The organism is Phytobacter palmae, assembly GCF_039409775.1.
In the GTDB taxonomy this organism is placed as follows: domain Bacteria; phylum Pseudomonadota; class Gammaproteobacteria; order Enterobacterales; family Enterobacteriaceae; genus Phytobacter; species Phytobacter palmae.
Genome location: NZ_JBCIVJ010000034.1, coordinates 1 through 19,024, shown reverse-complemented (window position 1 = coordinate 19,024; position 19,024 = coordinate 1). Strand labels below are relative to the sequence as shown.

Annotated in this window: 20 protein-coding genes and 1 rRNA gene; 9 read left to right on the top strand and 12 right to left on the bottom strand. The window is 53.0% G+C overall.

Going from position 1 to position 19,024, the window contains the following annotated elements:
* Nucleotides 1-184 precede the first annotated feature (184 nt).
* Nucleotides 185-1,462 carry a PTS ascorbate transporter subunit IIC gene (gene ulaA, locus AAIG39_RS23940; protein WP_343194896.1) on the top strand — a complete coding sequence of 426 codons (1,278 nt, stop codon included), beginning with the start codon at nt 185-187 and terminating at the stop codon, nt 1,460-1,462.
* Between the two features lie 55 nt (nt 1,463-1,517).
* Nucleotides 1,518-1,841, top strand: a complete 324-nt coding sequence (locus tag AAIG39_RS23935) for a cupin domain-containing protein (RefSeq protein WP_090089043.1) — start codon at nt 1,518-1,520, stop codon at nt 1,839-1,841.
* 114 nt (nt 1,842-1,955) lie between these two features.
* On the opposite strand, the gene AAIG39_RS23930 is transcribed toward AAIG39_RS23935, so the two are convergent.
* The 10 genes from AAIG39_RS23930 to rsd all read right to left on the bottom strand — a co-directional run bounded on the left by AAIG39_RS23930 (nt 1,956) and on the right by rsd (nt 10,851).
* Nucleotides 1,956-2,276, bottom strand: a complete 321-nt coding sequence (locus AAIG39_RS23930) for a PTS lactose/cellobiose transporter subunit IIA (protein WP_090089045.1) — start codon at nt 2,274-2,276, stop codon at nt 1,956-1,958.
* Between the two features lie 4 nt (nt 2,277-2,280).
* Nucleotides 2,281-2,586, bottom strand: coding sequence for a PTS sugar transporter subunit IIB (locus AAIG39_RS23925; protein WP_039076854.1), 306 nt, complete (start codon nt 2,584-2,586; stop codon nt 2,281-2,283).
* Nucleotides 2,587-2,705: 119 nt separating this feature from the next.
* A complete protein-coding gene (locus AAIG39_RS23920) occupies nt 2,706-4,268 on the bottom strand; it encodes a sensor domain-containing diguanylate cyclase (protein WP_343194895.1) in 1,563 nt (520 codons plus the stop codon).
* A gap of 331 nt (nt 4,269-4,599) precedes the next feature.
* Nucleotides 4,600-5,754 (bottom strand): 2-iminoacetate synthase ThiH, encoded by a 1,155-nt coding sequence (thiH, locus tag AAIG39_RS23915; protein ID WP_343194894.1) that lies wholly within the window; start codon nt 5,752-5,754, stop codon nt 4,600-4,602.
* Nucleotides 5,751-6,521, bottom strand: coding sequence for a thiazole synthase (thiG, locus tag AAIG39_RS23910; protein WP_343194893.1), 771 nt, complete (start codon nt 6,519-6,521; stop codon nt 5,751-5,753). The genes thiH and thiG overlap by 4 nt, the downstream gene beginning before the upstream one ends.
* Nucleotide 6,522: 1 nt before the next feature.
* Nucleotides 6,523-6,723: a sulfur carrier protein ThiS gene (gene thiS, locus AAIG39_RS23905; protein WP_343194892.1), complete on the bottom strand. Its 201-nt coding sequence runs from the start codon at nt 6,721-6,723 to the stop codon at nt 6,523-6,525.
* On the bottom strand, nt 6,704-7,462 hold the full coding sequence (locus AAIG39_RS23900; protein ID WP_090089055.1) for a HesA/MoeB/ThiF family protein: 759 nt from the start codon (nt 7,460-7,462) through the stop codon (nt 6,704-6,706). The genes thiS and AAIG39_RS23900 overlap by 20 nt, the downstream gene beginning before the upstream one ends.
* Nucleotides 7,455-8,090 (bottom strand): thiamine phosphate synthase, encoded by a 636-nt coding sequence (thiE, locus tag AAIG39_RS23895; RefSeq protein WP_090089058.1) that lies wholly within the window; start codon nt 8,088-8,090, stop codon nt 7,455-7,457. Before thiE ends, AAIG39_RS23900 begins: the two co-directional genes overlap by 8 nt.
* On the bottom strand, nt 8,090-9,985 hold the full coding sequence (gene thiC / locus AAIG39_RS23890) for a phosphomethylpyrimidine synthase ThiC (protein WP_343194891.1): 1,896 nt from the start codon (nt 9,983-9,985) through the stop codon (nt 8,090-8,092). Before thiC ends, thiE begins: the two co-directional genes overlap by 1 nt.
* 362 nt (nt 9,986-10,347) lie before the next feature.
* Nucleotides 10,348-10,851 carry a sigma D regulator gene (gene rsd / locus AAIG39_RS23885; RefSeq protein WP_090089063.1) on the bottom strand — a complete coding sequence of 168 codons (504 nt, stop codon included), beginning with the start codon at nt 10,849-10,851 and terminating at the stop codon, nt 10,348-10,350.
* 89 nt (nt 10,852-10,940) lie between these two features.
* Between rsd and nudC the strand changes: the two genes are divergently transcribed.
* The 6 genes from nudC to AAIG39_RS23855 all read left to right on the top strand — a co-directional run bounded on the left by nudC (nt 10,941) and on the right by AAIG39_RS23855 (nt 15,419).
* Nucleotides 10,941-11,714 (top strand): NAD(+) diphosphatase, encoded by a 774-nt coding sequence (nudC, locus tag AAIG39_RS23880; protein ID WP_090089065.1) that lies wholly within the window; start codon nt 10,941-10,943, stop codon nt 11,712-11,714.
* A gap of 161 nt (nt 11,715-11,875) precedes the next feature.
* A complete protein-coding gene (gene hemE, locus AAIG39_RS23875; protein WP_090089067.1) occupies nt 11,876-12,940 on the top strand; it encodes a uroporphyrinogen decarboxylase in 1,065 nt (354 codons plus the stop codon).
* A 9-nt stretch (nt 12,941-12,949) separates the two neighbouring features.
* Complete coding sequence (nfi, locus tag AAIG39_RS23870; protein WP_090089068.1) at nt 12,950-13,621, top strand: deoxyribonuclease V; 672 nt, start codon at nt 12,950-12,952, stop codon at nt 13,619-13,621.
* Nucleotides 13,622-13,663: 42 nt separating this feature from the next.
* Nucleotides 13,664-14,254, top strand: a complete 591-nt coding sequence (locus tag AAIG39_RS23865) for a YjaG family protein (protein ID WP_090089070.1) — start codon at nt 13,664-13,666, stop codon at nt 14,252-14,254.
* A gap of 186 nt (nt 14,255-14,440) precedes the next feature.
* Nucleotides 14,441-14,713, top strand: coding sequence for a nucleoid-associated protein HU-alpha (gene hupA / locus AAIG39_RS23860; protein ID WP_035890328.1), 273 nt, complete (start codon nt 14,441-14,443; stop codon nt 14,711-14,713).
* A gap of 13 nt (nt 14,714-14,726) precedes the next feature.
* Nucleotides 14,727-15,419, top strand: coding sequence for a DUF1481 domain-containing protein (locus AAIG39_RS23855; RefSeq protein WP_090089075.1), 693 nt, complete (start codon nt 14,727-14,729; stop codon nt 15,417-15,419).
* 52 nt (nt 15,420-15,471) lie between these two features.
* Here the strand turns inward: AAIG39_RS23855 and purD are convergent, their stop codons facing one another.
* On the bottom strand, nt 15,472-16,764 hold the full coding sequence (gene purD / locus AAIG39_RS23850) for a phosphoribosylamine--glycine ligase (protein WP_343194890.1): 1,293 nt from the start codon (nt 16,762-16,764) through the stop codon (nt 15,472-15,474).
* 15 nt (nt 16,765-16,779) lie between these two features.
* A complete protein-coding gene (gene purH, locus AAIG39_RS23845; RefSeq protein WP_090089074.1) occupies nt 16,780-18,369 on the bottom strand; it encodes a bifunctional phosphoribosylaminoimidazolecarboxamide formyltransferase/IMP cyclohydrolase in 1,590 nt (529 codons plus the stop codon).
* 563 nt (nt 18,370-18,932) lie between these two features.
* Here purH and AAIG39_RS23840 point away from each other — a divergent pair.
* Nucleotides 18,933-19,024, top strand: a 16S ribosomal RNA gene (locus tag AAIG39_RS23840); the annotation flags it as partial.

The window sequence follows — 19,024 nt, the reverse complement described above, 5'->3', positions numbered from 1 at the left end:
TGTGCAGGTTTAGAACGACTGGTTAATTTTAACCAGCGCGTCTCTATAGTATTAAATAATGCAATCCCTCTATGGGTTGCCAGATTATAACAATAATACTGAGATTTATTTCTCAGGCGTCAACTCGTTTCAATATTACTGAAATACTAACTAGAAGATACAAAAAATTATCAGTTAATAATCAATGCTTACGGTAGAAGGGTTTATTATGGATTACGTAATTAAAATATTAGGCACGCCTGCAATAATAATTGCTTTTATTGCTTTTCTGGGACTGGCTCTACAAAAAAGTAGCATTACGAATATAATCAAAGGTACGCTCCTTGCTTTTATTGGCTTTGTTTTAATAAAAACCGGTGGCAGCATTCTTGGCGGTGTTCTGACGATGTTCAGTGACCTGTTCACCAATGCGTTTGGTTTGCGGGGTGTTGTTCCAAGTAATGAAGCTATCATGGCATTGACTATTGATAAGCTGGGCCGACCGGCCGCATTCATTCTGTTCTTCGCGATGATTATTAACGTCCTGCTGGCACGTTATACCCGTTTTAAAGCGATATACCTGTCGCTGCACCTGATAGTGTTTATGTCGTTTTCCGTTACCGCAGCCCTCATTGGCCTGGGCTACGGTGAGCAATTTGCTATTATTTTCGGCTCTGTAGTAATTGGTACTTACATGGCCGTCTTCCCGACTATATTGTCACGCTTTAGCCGTAAAATTATTGGTCATAATGATTATTGCATAGCCCATGCGGCATCCAGTTCCTATATTATTGGCTCTTATTTAGGTAAGTGGTTTGGCAATACAACGACTAACGTTGAAGAAGTTAAAGTTAGCGATAAATTCAGCTTTCTCAAGAATGCTGATGTTGCCACTTTTCTGACTATGTTCTGTCTGCTGGGTATTTCTTCTGTATTCGCTGAGCATGCTTTCCTCGATAAGATGTTAGCGGGTAAACCTTATCTGGTCTGGTTATTAGAAAAATCAGCTACCTTTGCTGGCGGTTTGTACATTGCCAAGAAAGGCGTGGTCATGTTCACTGAGGAAATCGTGCCTGCATTTAAAGGCTTTTCTCAAATTGTTGCACCCGGTTCTATTCCGGCAGTGGATCCGATGGTGTTGTTTGAGAAGTCTCCGAACGCGGTACTGATCGGTTTTCTGGTGAGCTTTATGGCGGAACTGTGCTGCGTTGCGCTGTTCCCGTTCATTGGTCTGCCAGTGATTATTCCTGGCATTATGGCGAGTTTTATTACCGGTGGTAGTGCTGCTATTTTTGGTAATGCGACCGGTGGTTTGCGGGGGGCATTACTCGCCAGTTTCGTAAACGGTCTGCTGCTATGTGTTCTGCCTGCGTTAGTATTGCCGTTGTTCAGCCACCTGGGTGTTGACAGTGTGACCTTCGCTGACCCTGATTTCACATTCCTGTCAGCCATTATTAAATACACGTTTGGTTTGGCTCATTAATCGTGCTGCAGGCCAAATATCAGGCCTGCACATTCTGTTTTAGCGAGGTGTAAGAATGTTTATTTATAAAAAAGAGACGGTGCTGCAAGATCTGGGTAACGGCGTCAATCGCAGAATTCTGGCCCATGGCGGCACGATGATGGCGGTGGAAGTTAACTTCGCTGAAGGTGCCGTAGGACCGATGCATAGCCACCCACATGAACAACTCACTTATGTGTTGTCCGGACGCTTTAGCTTTACGATTGATGGCGTGACGAAAGAGGTCAGCGCCGGCGATACCCTCTACAAAAAGCCAAATGTTGAGCACGGTTGTGTTTGCCTGGAAGCAGGCACGTTGCTGGATACCTTCACGCCGCAACGCGAAGATTTTTTGTCGTAAGCGCTCGTGCCTTTAATGACAAAATCCGCATCGTACCCCGGATAGCGCGTTGACCATGGCTAAACAGCAAAATGCCCGACTTATCGGGCATTTTGCATGACTGAAAAGTGTGAATTATTCATTAACGGGCGGCAGTCGGCGGTAGAGTTCAATCATATCTCCCGCCAAATCCTGGATGACCATGGCATTCATCAGGTGATCCTGAGAATGGACGGTAATCAAGTTGACCGGCAGTTTTCCTGCGCCTTCATCAAGGCCAATAAGCTGCGTCTGGATTTTATGCGCGTGTTTGACGAATTCGCGGGACTCTTCCATCGCCTGTTCCGCACCGGCAAAATCGCCTTTACGCGCGAGTTGCAATGCCGTCAGCGCCTGGCTGCGCGCCGCACCAGCATTAACCAGCAGTTCCATAATGATGGTTTCTAAATCTTCCACGCGCTTACTCCATCAGCTTGAGGGCTTTTTCCAGAACGACATCACCTTTCATCATGCCGTAATCCATCATATCGATAACCGCGACTTTTTTGCCCAACGGTTCGGCCTGTGCCTGCAACTTGGCCTGCTCATATTTCACCTGCGGTCCGAGCAGTACAATATCAGCGGTAGCGATATTGTCTTTAAACTCAGCGACAGGAACGGCCTTAATGGAAACTTCTACCCCTTTTTTCTGCGCTGCGTCTTTCATGCGTTGAACCAGCATGCTGGTGGACATCCCCGCAGCACAGCATAAAACGATGTTTTTCATAGTCAGCCTCGATGTGGATGGGATAATTGATAATTATCCCGTGCTGGCTCCTTCAACAACCGCATTTCCATGAATGTGTGTATAGCATCACAAACATTCACTACGCTGACTGAAACCGGTTACAACGAGGTTGACGAATCGGAAGGAAGCGACTTACTACACGACACGATTCGGTTTTTGCCTTGCTGTTTCGCCTGGTAGAGCGCCTCATCAACGCTATTAACCAATTGCTCCAGCGACTCCATTTGCCACTCACCCAATCCGGCGCTGAACGTCACGCTCATTCCCTTTTCACGCCACTCCCGGCTTGCCACATTAATGCGCCATTGTTCGAGTATCTGGCGTGCTCTGGCTAATTGCTCTTGTGGGAAAATGACCGCAAACTCTTCGCCGCCGTAACGGTACAGCGAGATATTTTGTGACTGCAGTACTTGCAACCCTTCCCGGGCAACGTTACGCAGCACAATGTCGCCGCTCAGATGTCCCCAGGTATCGTTTATCGATTTGAAGTTATCAATATCGACCAGCGCCAGCGCAAAGGGTTGATGATCGTTCATCAGGGCGGCGATATCGCTATCAAATGCCCGCCGATTCTTGCAGTTTGTCAGGGCGTCCATCGTGGCCTGCCGGACCCAGACCTGCTCCCGTTCTTTGCTACTGACTATCGCTTTGCTCAGCATCGCCTCCAGCTTCGGCGTCTGCTGCACATCCCCGGTTTTAATTGCATTAATGATATTGAGCAGGACCGTGCGGGAAGCGTAGTGCAAATACAGACCGAACAGGATGATAGTCAGAGCTGCTACGCCAAATCCCCAACTGACCACGAGAGTTTCATCGCGCAGAAGATTTTCCAGTGTATTGCCGGGTACCATATAGATAGCAAACCAGTCCGGATTGGTCAGCGAGCTGTAATAAAGCCAGATGTCACGTTTTTCATCATGAAACATGCCATCGCCGCTGTTCATCTCTTTCATTCGCGACTGCTGTGAAAAAGCCTCAAAAAGAACACCCGTGTCCGGGTGCAGCATGACATGCCCGCTGCGGTCTACTACAAAAAACTCCCCTTCCATCGGAGGATGCGTGCTTCTTAACCCATGGCTAATAGAGGCGAGATCGAGGTGAAAAGCCAGCGTACCTTTCAGAGTACCTTCCGGGGAGATGACGGGTTTGTAGACCGTTACCGTCGGATGATGGGTAAAGTAATCTTCGTAAATACCCGTGTATTTGCTGTAGGACGTCGCCTCAGCCTGGTGAACGAACCACGGGCGCGTTTTGGCGTCATAACGCTGACTCTCTTCGCTATCGGACACTACCGGGGCACGCAGATAACCGCCCTGCGGATCGGCCAGCGAAATAGAGGAGACAGAGGGCATTAGCCGCAATAACTGCATCAGAGATTGCAACCCCTCTGGTGAGGTCAAATTTACCGCGTTGTCGAGGCGGTTATAACGGGAAAAGTAGGATGCGGCCTGGTTGAGAATATAATCATTCTCCTGGAAAATAGCCTCGGCATAATCAACCGCAATGTTATGCGTAAACGACTGATTAACCTTGTGATAGTTATCAGTGATATCTTTCCTTTGGCTTAAAGTAACCAGAGTGGCAATGACGGCCAGGCAAAGAAAAATGCCGGTAAAACTCACCAGAATGGGCGTAGTGAACGAAAGTTTTCGGCTATGCATGTTTGTATCTTCGAGAGCGTTAGACAGTGACCTGGAAAGTATAGGCAAGCGTGGCGCGGTAAAATAAAAAAGCATTCAATGCTGTTAATTTATTCATGTGGTTAATGCTACACCATGCGATATAAATGAAGGAAAATTTGAGTCAGGAAACGTAGAGTTGACTGATTTATATCAATCGACGGGAAGAAGTCGCTAACCATAAGAGAGGCGGGGTGGCAGCGAGCGGTATGACCACCCCGGTCAGCTTCCGTTGCTGACCGGCGCAGAGTAGAAAATCGGGGCGTAATCCTCAATGCCCCGATGGGTGTGATGCGCAGCGGTTCGGAAGATATTAACGCATGGCTGCAACGTTGCCATTTTCTTGCGGCGTTCTTCCCAGCCAGCTGTCCCAGTCTTTCCACACGGGCTGTAAACCGCAGGCTGCCAGCGCGCTGGCCACCTGTTCTGGCCGACGGTTATCATGCGGTGAAAACTGCTCCAGTTCCGGATGATTATCGGCATAACCGCCGGGCTGCGTTTTGGAAAACGCGCTGACGTTATTAATTGCCAGCGGCACCACATGATCACGAAACCAGGGTGATTCACGTGTTGAGAGTGACAGCTCGATTTCCGGTGAAAAAAGGCGAAAAGCGCAAATGGTCTGTACCAGCTGACGTTCATCCATAACAGAGGCCGGCTCGATCCCGCCAGTGCAGGGGCGTAAGCGGGGGAACGATACAGAGAAACGGCTTTGCCAGTAGTGCTGCTGTAGCCATAACAAATGCTCCGCCATCATGTAGCAATCCACCCGCCAGCTGTCGGAAAGACCAATCAACGCGCCAAGACCGATTTTATCAATGCTCGCCTGACCGAGCCTGTCCGGTGTCTCCAGGCGCCAGAAAAAATCCTGTTTCTTGCCGCGCAGATGATGCCGGGCATACTGCGCCTCGTGCCAGGTTTCCTGATACACCATGACGCCATCCAGCCCCAGCATTTTCAGCTCGGCGTATTCCTCTGTGGAGAGGGGTTGTACTTCCATCTGCAATGAGGCGAACTGGCGACGAATCGTCGGCAGGTGACGGCGGAAATAGTCCATTCCCACTTTTCCCTGATGTTCGCCGGTGACCAGCAGTAAATGTTCGAATCCCATTTCGCGGATGGCTGCGCATTCGCGTGCAATATCCGATTCGTCGAGCGTCTTGCGCCTGATGTGGTTACTCATCGAAAAGCCACAGTAGGTACAGTCGTTGGCGCATAAGTTGGATAGGTACAAAGGGACGTAAAAGCTCACCGTGTTGCCAAAGCGCTGACGTGTGAGTCGCTGTGCTTTTTGTGCCAGAGGCTCCAGATATGCGCTGGCGGCAGGAGAGAGCAGGGCCATTAAGTCATCGCGGGTCAGGCGTGCGGCATTCAGGGCGCGCTCGACATCTGCTGCCGTTTTACTGTTAATACGTAGCCGAAGGTCATCCCAGTTCAGCGTGCGCCAGTAATCGGTAAACGTCTTCATGCGCTGACCTCCAGAAAGCCGGTAAGCGGGCTGGTGGCAACAGCATGTGAATGGCGCGCGCCGGGAACTGCCTGCCGTGCCAGCATGCCAGCCTCTACTGCCAGACGGAACGCATGCGCCATTGCCACCGGATCGTCGGCCACGGCAATCGCCGTATTCACCAGAACTGCATCAGCGCCCATTTCCAGCGCCTGCGTCGCGTGGCTGGGTACGCCGATACCGGCATCGACCACCACCGGCACGGTCGCCTGTTCGATGATGATCTCCAGCATCACTCGTGTTTCCAGCCCCTGGTTGGAGCCAATGGGGGCTCCCAGGGGCATGACGGCGGCACAACCGACCTCTTCAAGACGCTTACATAACACCGGATCTGCGCCACAGTAAGGCAACACGACAAATCCCTGTTTCACCAGCGCTTCTGCCGCTTTCAGCGTCTCTATGGGATCTGGCAAAAGCCAGCGTGCATCCGGGTGGATCTCCAGCTTAAGCCAGTGGGTACCCAGCGCTTCGCGCGCCAGTTGGGCAGCAAAGATAGCCTCTTGCGCCGTTTTCGCCCCGGACGTATTAGGCAGTAGCGTGACGCCTGCTGCCAACAGTGGTGCGAGAATGGCATCATTATGCTGACGCAAATCCACGCGCTTCATTGCCAGTGTGACTAACTGGCTGCCGGAAGCGCGAATGGCGTCAACCATCAGCGCTGCGCTGGCAAATTTCCCGGTGCCGGTAAACAAATGTGAATCGAATTGTTTGTCTGCAATGCGTAACATCTCAGCCCCCTGCAATAACCTGAAAAAGCAGGATCTGGTCGCCGTCCTGCACGATATGCTCTTCCCACCGCTCGCGCGGGAGAATTTGCTGATTAAGCGCCAGTGCGGCGCCGGGTTTTAGCTGATCAAGTTGCTGCAACAGGGCGGTGACAGTCAGCGCGTCGTCGAGTTGCATTGGGCTGTCATTGAACTGAATGCGCATGCAGCCCTCCGCAAACCGGGCAACCGCTGGCCCGGTGTAACGCCAGGCTTCGCCAGTTGTTAGCGCGGGCGTCGAACAGGCGCAATTCTCCGCTGGTGGTGGTTATCCCGCTCAAAAGCTTGATGGCCTCCAGCGCCTGTAATGTCCCCATTACCCCCACCACCGGACCGATTACCCCGGCGGTACGACAGTTGCGTTCGGGTTCATGTTCATCTGGCCACAAACAGCGATAGCAACCGTGGCTCCACGGTGGCGTAAGTACCATCAACTGACCACCGAAGCCCACGGCGCTGGCGGTAATCAATGGTGTGCTGGTGCTGACGCAGGCGGCATTAATCGCCTGGCGTGTCGCCATATTGTCGGTGCAATCGAGTACCAGATCGGCACTGTCCACCGCGTGGCGCAACGCCTCGCCGGAAAGGCGCTGCTCAAGTGCGATCAGTGAAATTTCCGGGTTGAGCCTTCCCAGGCGCTGTTTGGTGACCTGAGATTTTGGCCGGGCGATGTCGTCAGTAGTAAACACAATTTGTCGCTGCAGGTTACTCAGATGTACGTCGTCGTCATCGGCCAGTACCAGCGTACCCACGCCTGCGCCCGCCAGGTAGAGCGCGGCGGGGGAGCCTAACCCGCCTAATCCGACAATCAGCACCCGGCTATCGAGCAGTTTTTGCTGCCCGTCAATGGCGATATCTTCCAGCAACATCTGGCGGCTATAGCGCATAAAGTCACGATCATTCATCGCCAGCCCCCGCAATAGTCAGTAACTGCGCCGTTGCCTCACGCCAGTCCGCTGCCTGAGTAATAGCGCTGACGACCGCAATGCTGCCAACGCCGGTACGCATCACCGCAGGCGCGAGCGCAAGGCTAATCCCGCCGATGGCGACGGTTGGATAACTGGCAAGCCTTTCGATATGGCGTGCCAGTTGTTCCAGCCCCTGCGGCGCAGAGGGCATCTGTTTCGTTTGGGTCGGGAAGACGTGCCCCAGGGCGATATAGGACGGACGTGCGGCGAGCGCCACGTCAATTTCCATATCGTCGTGAGTCGACACGCCGAGGCGCAGGCCCGCCGCCTGAATCGCTTTCAGGTCGGTGGTTTCCAGATCCTCCTGGCCCAGATGTACGCCGTACGCGTTATGTTTTATCGCCAGCCGCCAGTAGTCGTTGATAAACAGGCGGGCATCGTAGCGACGCCCCAGTTCAATGGCTGCTATAACATCGGCTTCAACCTCTTCGTCACGCTTATCTTTGATGCGCAACTGAATGGTTCGCACGCCAGCTTCAAGCAGGCGTTCAATCCACACCACGCTATCGACCACCGGGTACAGGCCTAAGCGCAGAGGGACTCTCGGGAAATCTGGCTGGTACATCAGACCTCCTCCTTTTTAAGGTAGATCTCGCCACCTTTGGCGCGGAAGTTCTCTGACATATCTGCCATTCCCACTTCGATGGTCCGGGCTGCGGCGTAATCCCGTACTTCCTGGCTGATTTTCATTGAGCAGAATTTCGGTCCGCACATGGAGCAGAAGTGGGCGACTTTGCCCGATTCCTGCGGCAGGGTTTCATCGTGATACGCACGGGCGGTGAACGGGTCGAGCGCCAGGTTAAACTGGTCTTCCCAGCGGAATTCGAAACGTGCTTTGGACATGGCGTTATCGCGGATTTGCGCACCGGGATGGCCTTTGGCGAGATCCGCAGCGTGAGCGGCGATCTTGTAGGTAATCAGCCCCTGCTTCACATCCTCTTTGTTTGGTAACCCGAGGTGTTCTTTTGGCGTGACATAGCAGAGCATGGCGCAGCCAAACCAGCCGATCATTGCCGCGCCAATCCCGGAGGTGAAGTGGTCGTAACCCGGCGCGATATCGGTCGTCAACGGCCCCAGCGTGTAGAACGGCGCTTCATGGCAATGCTCAAGCTCTTCGGTCATGTTGCGGCGGATCATCTGCATCGGCACGTGACCGGGGCCTTCAATCATCACCTGCACATCGTATTCCCAGGCAATTTTGGTTAACTCGCCCAGCGTTCGCAGCTCGGAGAATTGCGCTTCGTCATTGGCATCCTGAATTGAGCCTGGACGCAGGCCATCGCCCAGTGACAGTGAGACATCATAGGCGGCGCAAATTTCGCAAATTTCACGGAAGTGTTCGTAGAGGAAGTTTTCCTGATGGTGAGACAGGCACCACTTCGCCATAATCGAGCCGCCGCGTGAGACGATGCCGGTCAGGCGTTTGGCGGTCATCGGTACGTAGCGCAGTAGCACGCCTGCATGGATAGTGAAGTAATCGACGCCCTGCTCAGCCTGCTCCAGCAGGGTGTCGCGGAAGGCTTCCCAGGTCAGGTTTTCGGCGATACCGTTCACCTTCTCTAATGCCTGGTAGATCGGCACAGTACCAATCGGCACCGGGCTGTTACGCAGGATCCACTCGCGGGTTTCGTGAATATAGCGACCCGTGGAGAGGTCCATCACCGTATCGGCCCCCCAGCGTGTGGACCACACCAGTTTTTCCACCTCTTCTTCGATAGAGGAGGTGACCGCAGAGTTGCCAATATTGGCGTTGACCTTCACCAGGAAGTTACGCCCGATAATCATCGGTTCTGATTCCGGGTGGTTAATGTTGGCGGGGATAATGGCGCGCCCGGCAGCCACTTCATCGCGCACAAATTCCGGGGTGATATTTTCGGGCAGGTTAGCACCAAAGCCGTGGCCAGGATGCTGCTGGCGCAATACCTCGCCGCGGATACGCTCGCGCCCCATGTTTTCACGAATGGCGATGAACTCCATTTCCGGGGTCACAATCCCCCGGCGAGCATAATGCAACTGGGTAACACACTGACCCGCTTTGGCTCGCTTCGGTGTCAGTAAACCGCTAAAACGCAGGTCATTCAGGCCATCATCCGCAAGACGCTCTTTGGTGTACGCAGAGCTGCGATCGCTGAGTTCTTCGGTATCATCACGGGCGTCAATCCACGGCTGACGCAGTTTCGCCAGCCCTTGCTGTACGTCGATAGCTACATTCGGGTCGCCATAAGGGCCGGAGGTGTCATAGACCGGAATCGCCTCGTTTTCTTCGTATTGGGGGTTGTCTTTTGAGCCGCCGATAAGCGTCGGGCTAAGCTGGATTTCGCGCATCGGAATACGAATATCAGGCCGGGAGCCGGTGATGTAGATGCGTTTTGAGTTCGGGAATGCGGTGCCTTCCAGAGTGTCGATAAAGTGTTGCGCCTGGGCGCGTTGTTCACGGCGTGTAAGTTGATTTGCAGACATAGCTCATTCCAGATGTTAAGGATATGGCTTGTCAGACGACGGATGGAGTAATAACAACAGATCACCACAAGGGTGATTGATGTGAATGGATTACTCTTGTTCCCTTCGCAGGTTCTAACCTGATCAGGTTCCGCGGATCCCGAATTAACGGTCTCAGCCTTTTCCACTTCATCCTTCGCGCTGTCTCGCTGATGGCTACATCTGCTCACCCCGGTCACTTACTTATGTAAGCTCCCGGAATTCACTGACTTGCCGCCTCAAGGCATCGCGAATGCTTTTATGGAAATATAGGCACTCCGACAAGAAAAACCCCGTCCGAAGACGGGGACTGTTTTTTAAACTACGCGTTAATCAGAAAGAACTCAAGCAGGACGCGCCATTCCACTTTCGTCGTTGGCGCCTTCCTTGAGATTGTTGTCGTATGCCAGTACGATCAACTTGTCCTCAAGCGTGAAGCGAGCTGCAAGTGCTTCACCGATATCAGACAGCGCCTGCTGAAATTCAATGTAATTGTCATCATCGATAGCGTTTTCCAGGCTGGAGTCGTAGTACTCCATAATTTCCAGGGTGTTAGCTTCGAGGAGAGGGTAGATCTGCGTGGCCGCTAAAAGTGGGCTGGTCCCTTCCATTTCGCCGATAATCCGTTCATAAATATTAAAATGACCGGCGGAAAGATACTCAACCAGGTTATGACAGAATTCGTCCAGCGCTTTTTCATTCAGCTGCATGTACGAGCCTTTTACAGGTGTTATGCCAACCAGGTTGTAGTAATGAACCAGCAGCTGTTTTCGGTTATACAGCCAGTTGTCGACCAGTTCGTTACTTCCTCCAATTCGTTCCGCCAGGGTTGCTAACTGGTTTAGCATAATTGACTCCGCAATATTAAGATTAAAAAACGTTCGAATGTAATAATAATGTTAACAACATGCCAGTAAAGCTAAGGTAGTGCAAACAAATGCATCGTATTATCGAGTCATCAGATCATGGCTGGTGGATCGTAAGCCATGAACAAAAATTATGGTTGCCCGGGGGAGAATTACCACTCGGTAATGCAGGAAATTTCGATCTTGTGGGGCAAAGCGCACTCCGGATAGGCGAATGGGAAGGCGAACCTGTGTGGATGATCCGCCAGAATCGTCGACAGGAGATGGGAACCGTTCGTCAGGTCATTGAGCAGGATCCAGGATTGTTTCAACTGGCCGGGCGCGGTGTTCAACTGGCTGAGTTTTACCGTTCACACAAGTTTTGTGGTTATTGCGGCCATACTATGCACCCCAGTAAGACAGAGTGGGCTATGCTATGTGACCACTGCCGCGAACGTTATTACCCGCAAATTGCACCTTGCATTATCGTTGCGATTCGCCGCGACGATAAAATTCTGCTGGCTCAGCACACCCGTCATCGCAATGGTATTTACACCGTTCTGGCCGGTTTTGTCGAAGTGGGTGAAACGCTGGAACAGGCCGTCGCTCGTGAAGTGATGGAGGAGAGCGGTATCAAAGTGAAAAACCTGCGTTATATCACCTCGCAGCCCTGGCCATTCCCGCAATCGCTGATGACGGCTTTTATGGCGGAATATGACAGCGGCGAGATTGTTATCGATCCCAAAGAGTTGATTGATGCAGGCTGGTACCGCTACGACGATCTGCCCCTGCTACCTCCGCCTGGCACCGTTGCCCGTCGTCTGATTGAAGATACGGTTGCGCAGTGTCGGGCAGACTACGAGTGACATGATACACTTCGTCCTTCAAATGGCTTCACTGTTAGCTGCCTTTGCTTACCCCGGCCACTTATCTTAGTAAGCTCCCGGGGTTAGCTCAGTTGCTGCCGCGATGCCACTTAAATGACTTTGTGTATAAACTGGCGGCCAGACGCTAAAGGAATGTAAACATGACCGAATTAAAAAACGATCGCTACCTTCGCGCATTACTGCGCCAGCCGGTGGATGTCACGCCAGTATGGATGATGCGTCAGGCTGGTCGCTATCTCCCGGAGTACAAAGCGACTCGCGCCCAGGCGGGTGACTTTATGTCGCTGTGCAAAAATGCCGAACTGGCGTGCGAAGTCACTCTTCAGCCTTTACGTCGCTACAAGCTTGATGCAGCCATCCTTTTTTCCGACATCCTCACCATCCCGGACGCGATGGGCTTGGGGCTCTATTTCGAGGCGGGCGAAGGCCCTCGTTTTACCTCTCCCATTACCTGTCATGCGGATGTTGAAAAACTGCCAGTGCCTGACCCGGAGCTGGAGCTGGACTATGTCATGAATGCTGTGCGCACCATTCGACGTGAGTTGAAAGGCGAAGTGCCGCTGATTGGCTTCTCCGGTAGCCCGTGGACACTGGCAACCTATATGGTTGAAGGGGGCAGCAGCAAAGCCTTTACCGTTATTAAAAAGATGATGTACGCCGAACCGCAAACGCTGCATTTACTGCTCGATAAGCTGGCCAGCAGCGTCACCCTGTACCTCAACGCGCAGATCAAAGCGGGCGCCCAGTCCGTGATGATTTTCGACACCTGGGGCGGTGTGCTGACCGGGCGCGATTATCAACAGTTCTCGCTCTATTACATGCATAAAATCGTTGACGGCCTGCTGCGTGAAAATGACGGCAAGCGCGTACCAGTAACGCTGTTTACCAAAGGCGGTGGGCAGTGGCTGGAAGCGATGGCAGAGACAGGCTGTGATGCGCTGGGTCTTGACTGGACGACGGATATAAGCGACGCGCGCCGACGTGTCGGTCACAAAGTTGCACTGCAGGGTAACATGGATCCCTCAATGCTTTATGCCGCTCCTGCCCGCATCGAAGACGAAGTCGCGTCTATACTTGCTGCTTTCGGACAGGGTGAAGGGCATGTATTCAACCTCGGTCACGGCATCCATCAGGATGTTTCGCCAGAACACGCTGGCGTATTTGTGGAGGCGGTGCACAGGCTCTCAGCCCGGTATCACAAGTAAGGAGTCGTCATGGATCTTGCGTCGCTACGCGCTCAACAAATTGAACTTGCCTCTTCGGTGATCCGTGAGGATCGCCTGGAAAAAGATCCTCCTGCCCTGATCGGCGGTGCGGATGTGGGATTTGAGCAAGGCGGCGAAGTGACGCGTGCCGCGATGGTGCTGCTGACATGGCCTGAACTGGAACTGGTTGAGTATAAAGTGGCGCGTATTGCGACCACTATGCCTTATATCCCCGGTTTTCTCTCTTTCCGTGAATATCCCGCGCTGCTCGCGGCGTGGGAGCAGCTCTCACAAAAACCGGATCTGCTATTTGTCGACGGACATGGAATATCGCATCCCCGTCGTCTGGGGGTCGCCAGCCACTTTGGCATGCTGGTCGATGTGCCAACCATTGGTGTGGCGAAAAAACGGCTGTGCGGTAAGTTTGAGCCTCTCTCTGATGAACCGGGCGCCCTGGCGCCGCTAATGGACAAAGGCGAGCAACTGGCATGGGTCTGGCGTAGCAAAGCGCGCTGTAACCCTCTTTTCGTGGCGACAGGGCATCGCGTAAGCGTAGATACCGCGCTGGCATGGGTACAGCGTTGCATGAAAGGCTATCGCCTGCCTGAACCGACCCGGTGGGCCGATGCTGTCGCATCTGGTCGTCCTGCATTCGTGCGTTGGCAGGAAATTCAGCGTTGATTCAGGTACACTGCGGCTAATTTCTGCATCAGAGAACCTATCATGTTACAAAACCCGATTCACCTGCGCCTGGAGAAGCTGGCAACGTGGCAGCACGTCACCTTTATGGCCTCTCTTTGCGAGCGCATGTATCCCAATTACGCCATGTTCTGCAAGGAAACGGAGTTTGGCGACCCGCAGCTTTATCGCCGCATTCTCGATTTGGTGTGGGAAACGCTGACGGTAAAAGATGCAAAGGTGAATTTCGATAATCAGCTTGAGAAGCTGGAAGAGGCAATTCCCTCGGCTGACGACTACGATATGTACGGTGTCTACCCGGCGATTGATGCGTGTGTGGCGCTAAGCGATCTTATTCATGCGCTCCTGAGCGGTGAATCGATGGAATACGCGGTTGAGGTGAGTAAGACCTCTATTACCACCGTTGCGATGCTGGAAATGACTCAGGAAGGTCGCGAAATGACCGACGAAGAGCTGAAAGAGAACCCGGCGGTAGAGCAGGAATGGGACATTCAGTGGGAGATTTTCCGCCTTTTGGCTGCCTGCGAAGAACGCGATATTGAGCTGATCAAAGGCCTCCGCGCAGACCTGCGTGAGGCCGGAGACAGTAATATCGGTATAAATTTGCAGCAATGAGACAACAAAACGTGATTTAACGCCTGTTTTGTCGTCCAGGGAGGCTTCCCTTCGCACCCCCGTCTGGTCTACATTTGGGGGGCGAAAAAACGTGGCTATCGGTGCGTGTATGCAGGAGAGTGCTTTTCTGGCATTTCCGTCGCACTCGATGCTTAGCAAGCGATAAACACATTGAAAGGATAACTTATGAACAAGACTCAACTGATTGATGTAATTGCGGACAAGGCTGATCTGTCTAAAGCGCAAGCGAAAGCTGCTCTTGAATCCACCCTGGCTGCGATTACTGAGTCTCTGAAAGAAGGCGATGCTGTACAACTGGTTGGTTTCGGTACCTTCAAAGTGAACCACCGCGCTGAGCGTACTGGCCGCAACCCGCAGACCGGTAAAGAGATCAAAATCGCCGCAGCTAATGTACCGGCGTTTGTTTCTGGTAAGGCACTGAAAGACTCTGTTAAGTAAGACAGACATGGCAGTGAACAGTTTTGTCGAAGGGGCTTTACGGCCCCTTTTGTCTTTCTGGCGCCGTTCACAGGTGCTGGCCGGCATACTGTTATTAACTGCCTGTAGCCACAACACCTCACTTCCCCCGTTCACCGCCAGCGGCTACGCCGGGGACCAGGGTGCAGAGCGCATTTGGCGCAAAGATTCCGACAGCGAGACCCATCTTCTCGCCGCCTTTAGCCCGTGGCACAACGGGAATACCTCCCTGAGCGAATACCGCTGGCAGGGCGATGAACTCCAGCTTATTGAACTCAATATCTACGGTAAAACACCGGAACACATCCGTGTGCGTTTTGATGACCACGGTGAGCTGAGTTTCATGCAGCGTGAAGTCAATGGTCAGAAACAACAGCTTTCCAGCGATCAGATAGCGCTCTACCGTTATCGCGCGAACCAACTACGGCAGACCAGCGACGCATTGCGTCTGGGGCGTGTGGTGCTGCGTCAGGGCCGCTGGCATGCAAATGGTTCCGTTACAACATGCGAAGGCCAAACTATCAAACCCGACCTCGATTCTCTGGCTATCAGCCATATAGAGCGTCGGCAGAATCATTCATCGGCGGAAGTGAGCGTTGCGTGGCTGGAAGGGCCAGAGGGTTCTCAGTTACTACTTGTGGCCAATGAAGATTTTTGTACCTGGCAACCGACTGAGAAGACATTCTGAGGTGTGTTTGTTTTTGTGCCCTCTCCCCTGAGGAAGAGGGCAAACTGCGTAATTACTTCTCTTGCTCGCGGGCAATCGCACGATAACCGATATCTTTACGGCTAAAGCAGCCTTCCCACTGAATATTTTCCATTAATGCATATGCACGCTTCTGTGCGTCGGCAACGGTATGACCTAAAGCTGTGGCGCACAGCACACGACCACCGTTGGTGAGAACGCGATCATCATCAGACAGCCTGGTGCCCGCATGGAATACCTTCGCGCCTTCGATTTCTTCCAGCGGCAGGCCGTGGATTTGATCGCCGGTGTTGTAGTTGCCCGGATAACCGCCCGCAGCAATCACCACGCCAAGAGACGCGCGATCATCCCACTCGGATGTTTTTTCATCCAGCTTGCCGCCGCAGGCGGCGAGACACAGATCCACCAGATCGGATTTCATGCGCAGCATGATCGGTTGCGTTTCCGGATCGCCAAAACGACAGTTGAATTCGATAACCTTCGGGTTACCCTGTTTGTCGATCATCAGACCCGCATACAGGAAGCCGGTATAGGTGTTCCCTTCGGCGGCCATACCTTTCACGGTAGGCCAAATGATACGTTCCATGGTGCGCTGGTGGACTTCATCTGTCACCACCGGAGCAGGGGAGTATGCCCCCATACCGCCCGTATTCGGGCCGGTATCGCCGTCACCTACGCGTTTATGATCCTGGCTGGTTGCCATCGGCAGCACATGCTCACCGTCAACCATCACGATAAAGCTGGCTTCTTCACCGTCGAGGAACTCTTCGATAACGATACGGTGGCCCGCGTCACCAAAGGCGTTGCCTGCCAGCATGTCGTTGACGGCAGCTTCGGCTTCCTCAAGCGTCATCGCAACGATAACGCCTTTACCGGCAGCCAGACCGTCGGCTTTAATGACAATGGGTGCGCCTTTTTCGCGCAGGTATGCCAGGGCAGGTTCCACTTCGGTGAAGTTCTGGTATTCCGCCGTCGGAATATGGTGGCGCGCAAGGAAATCCTTGGTGAAGGCTTTGGAGCCTTCCAACTGGGCGGCACCTTCCGTTGGGCCGAAGATTTTCAGCCCTGCGGCACGGAACGCATCTACCACGCCAATCACCAGCGGTGCTTCCGGACCGACAATAGTGAGATCGATTTTCTCATTCTGCGCAAAGCTCAGCAGTGCCGGAACATCGGTTACACCAATGGCGACGTTTTGCAGCGTGGGCTCCAGCGCGGTGCCTGCGTTACCCGGCGCGACGAAAACGGTGTCGACCAACGGCGACTGCGCCGCTTTCCAGGCCAGCGCGTGCTCGCGTCCGCCGTTACCAATAATTAATACTTTCATTGTCTGCTCCGAAAATTAATGGCGGAAGTGACGCATGTCGGTGAAGATCATCGCAATGCCGTGTTCGTCGGCGGCGGCAATCACTTCGTCATCGCGGATAGAACCGCCAGGCTGGATCACACAGCTCACGCCAACGGCGGCGGCGGCATCGATACCATCACGGAACGGGAAGAACGCATCAGACGCCATCGCGGAGCCTTTCACTTCCAGCCCTTCATCGCCTGCTTTAATTCCGGCGATTTTCGCGGAGTAGACGCGGCTCATCTGGCCTGCACCAATGCCGATAGTCATGTTCTCTTTGGCGTACACGATAGCGTTAGATTTCACGAACTTCGCCACTTTCCAGCAGAACAGCGCGTCACGCAGTTCCTGCTCGGTTGGTTGACGTTTGGACACGACGCGCAATTCGCCTTCGGTCACCATACCGAGATCGCGGTCCTGAACCAGCAGGCCGCCGTTAACACGTTTGAAATCGAGGCCCGGAACACGTGCGGTCCACTCGCCACAGGTCAGTACACGGACGTTCTGCTTAGCGGCAGTGATTTTCAGCGCTTCTTCGGTTGCCGATGGGGCAATGATCACTTCCACAAACTGGCGGGAGATAATAGCCTGCGCGGTTTGCGCATCCAGTTCACGGTTAAAAGCGATGATACCGCCGAACGCGGAGGTCGGGTCCGTTTTGTAGGCGCGGTCATAGGCGTCCAGAATAGAGGTGCTTACCGCGACGCCGCATGGGTTGGCGTGCTTGACGATAACGCAGGCCGGTTCGCTGAACTCTTTCACGCATTCCAGCGCCGCATCAGTATCGGCGATATTGTTATAGGAAAGCGCTTTGCCCTGTACCTGCTGCGCGGTCGCAACAGAGGCTTCTTTGATCTCTTCCTCTATATAGAAGGCAGCCTGCTGGTGGCTGTTCTCACCGTAACGCATATCCTGCTTTTTAATGAAGTTCAGGTTGAGGGTACGTGGGAAGCGGCCAGCAGCTTCTTTTGTCTCGCCGTGATAGGCCGGAACCATACTACCGAAGTAGTTGGCGATCATGCTGTCGTAGGCGGCTGTATGTTCAAATGCTTTGATGGCGAGGTCAAAACGGGTTTCCAGCGTCAGCGAGCTTTCGTTGGCATCCATCTCTTCAATAATAGCGTTGTAGTCGCTGCTCTTTACGACGATGGCCACGTCTTTATGGTTCTTCGCTGCAGAGCGCACCATGGTCGGGCCGCCAATATCAATATTCTCAACCGCATCTTCCAGGGAACAGCCTTCGCGGGCAACGGTCTGGGCAAACGGATAAAGGTTAACGACGACCATATCAATAGGAGAGATGCTGTGCTCAGCCATAATGGCGTCATCCTGGCCGCGACGACCAAGGATCCCGCCATGTACTTTCGGATGCAGGGTTTTAACGCGTCCATCCATCATTTCCGGGAAACCGGTGTAATCGGACACTTCGGTTACCGGTAGGCCTTTATCAGCTAACAGGCGGGCAGTACCCCCTGTAGATAGCAGTTCCACACCGCGTGCAGAAAGTGCCTGGGCGAATTCGACGATACCGGCTTTGTCAGAAACACTGAGCAGCGCGCGGCGGACTGGACGACGTTGTTGCATGGTAAATCCCCTGGATTTGACGATTACAGAGAGCGTTAGCTGAATTTTCATAAAAAAACTCAGCTAACGCCCCTTACGGGGCATCCTTGTTTTAGCGGGGGCATTTTAACGAAAACGTTTGCGCAACGCTCGCGAATTTTCACTTTTTCGCAGCATTGTGGATAAGTCTGTGTGCAAAAGGGTATAAAGCGGGATTTTGCTGTGGAATGCAGCAGTCAGTCATTTTTCTGCAATTTTTCTATTGCGGCCTGCGGAGAACTCCCTATAATGCGCCTCCATCGACACGGCGGATGTGAATCACTTCACACAAACAGCCGGTTCGGTTGAAGAGAAAAATCCTGAAAATCAGGGTTGACTCTGAAAGAGGAAAGCGTAATATACGCCACCTCGCGACAGAGCGCTAAAGCGCGTCGCAACTGCTCTTTAACAATTTATCAGACAATCTGTGTGGGCACTCAAAGTGACATGGATTCTTAACGTCGCAAGACGAAAAATGAATACCAAGTCTCAAGAGTGAACACGTAATTCATTACGAAGTTTAATTCATTGAGCATCAAACTTTTAAATTGAAGAGTTTGATCATGGCTCAGATTGAACGCTGGCGGCAGGCCTAACACATGCAAGTCGAACGGTAACAGGAAGCAGCTTGCTGCTT

What these genes read in the sequence shown, in the direction of transcription:
- ulaA (WP_343194896.1), top strand. Translation starts at nt 185, where the DNA reads ATGCTTACGGTAGAAGGGTTTATTATGGATTACGTAATTAAAATATTA.
- AAIG39_RS23935 (WP_090089043.1), top strand. Translation starts at nt 1,518, where the DNA reads ATGTTTATTTATAAAAAAGAGACGGTGCTGCAAGATCTGGGTAACGGC.
- AAIG39_RS23925 (WP_039076854.1), bottom strand. Translation starts at nt 2,586, where the DNA reads ATGAAAAACATCGTTTTATGCTGTGCTGCGGGGATGTCCACCAGCATG.
- AAIG39_RS23920 (WP_343194895.1), bottom strand. Translation starts at nt 4,268, where the DNA reads ATGCATAGCCGAAAACTTTCGTTCACTACGCCCATTCTGGTGAGTTTT.
- thiH (WP_343194894.1), bottom strand. Translation starts at nt 5,754, where the DNA reads ATGAAGACGTTTACCGATTACTGGCGCACGCTGAACTGGGATGACCTT.
- thiG (WP_343194893.1), bottom strand. Translation starts at nt 6,521, where the DNA reads ATGTTACGCATTGCAGACAAACAATTCGATTCACATTTGTTTACCGGC.
- thiS (WP_343194892.1), bottom strand. Translation starts at nt 6,723, where the DNA reads ATGCGCATTCAGTTCAATGACAGCCCAATGCAACTCGACGACGCGCTG.
- AAIG39_RS23900 (WP_090089055.1), bottom strand. Translation starts at nt 7,462, where the DNA reads ATGAATGATCGTGACTTTATGCGCTATAGCCGCCAGATGTTGCTGGAA.
- thiE (WP_090089058.1), bottom strand. Translation starts at nt 8,090, where the DNA reads ATGTACCAGCCAGATTTCCCGAGAGTCCCTCTGCGCTTAGGCCTGTAC.
- thiC (WP_343194891.1), bottom strand. Translation starts at nt 9,985, where the DNA reads ATGTCTGCAAATCAACTTACACGCCGTGAACAACGCGCCCAGGCGCAA.
- rsd (WP_090089063.1), bottom strand. Translation starts at nt 10,851, where the DNA reads ATGCTAAACCAGTTAGCAACCCTGGCGGAACGAATTGGAGGAAGTAAC.
- nudC (WP_090089065.1), top strand. Translation starts at nt 10,941, where the DNA reads ATGCATCGTATTATCGAGTCATCAGATCATGGCTGGTGGATCGTAAGC.
- hemE (WP_090089067.1), top strand. Translation starts at nt 11,876, where the DNA reads ATGACCGAATTAAAAAACGATCGCTACCTTCGCGCATTACTGCGCCAG.
- nfi (WP_090089068.1), top strand. Translation starts at nt 12,950, where the DNA reads ATGGATCTTGCGTCGCTACGCGCTCAACAAATTGAACTTGCCTCTTCG.
- AAIG39_RS23865 (WP_090089070.1), top strand. Translation starts at nt 13,664, where the DNA reads ATGTTACAAAACCCGATTCACCTGCGCCTGGAGAAGCTGGCAACGTGG.
- hupA (WP_035890328.1), top strand. Translation starts at nt 14,441, where the DNA reads ATGAACAAGACTCAACTGATTGATGTAATTGCGGACAAGGCTGATCTG.
- purD (WP_343194890.1), bottom strand. Translation starts at nt 16,764, where the DNA reads ATGAAAGTATTAATTATTGGTAACGGCGGACGCGAGCACGCGCTGGCC.
- purH (WP_090089074.1), bottom strand. Translation starts at nt 18,369, where the DNA reads ATGCAACAACGTCGTCCAGTCCGCCGCGCGCTGCTCAGTGTTTCTGAC.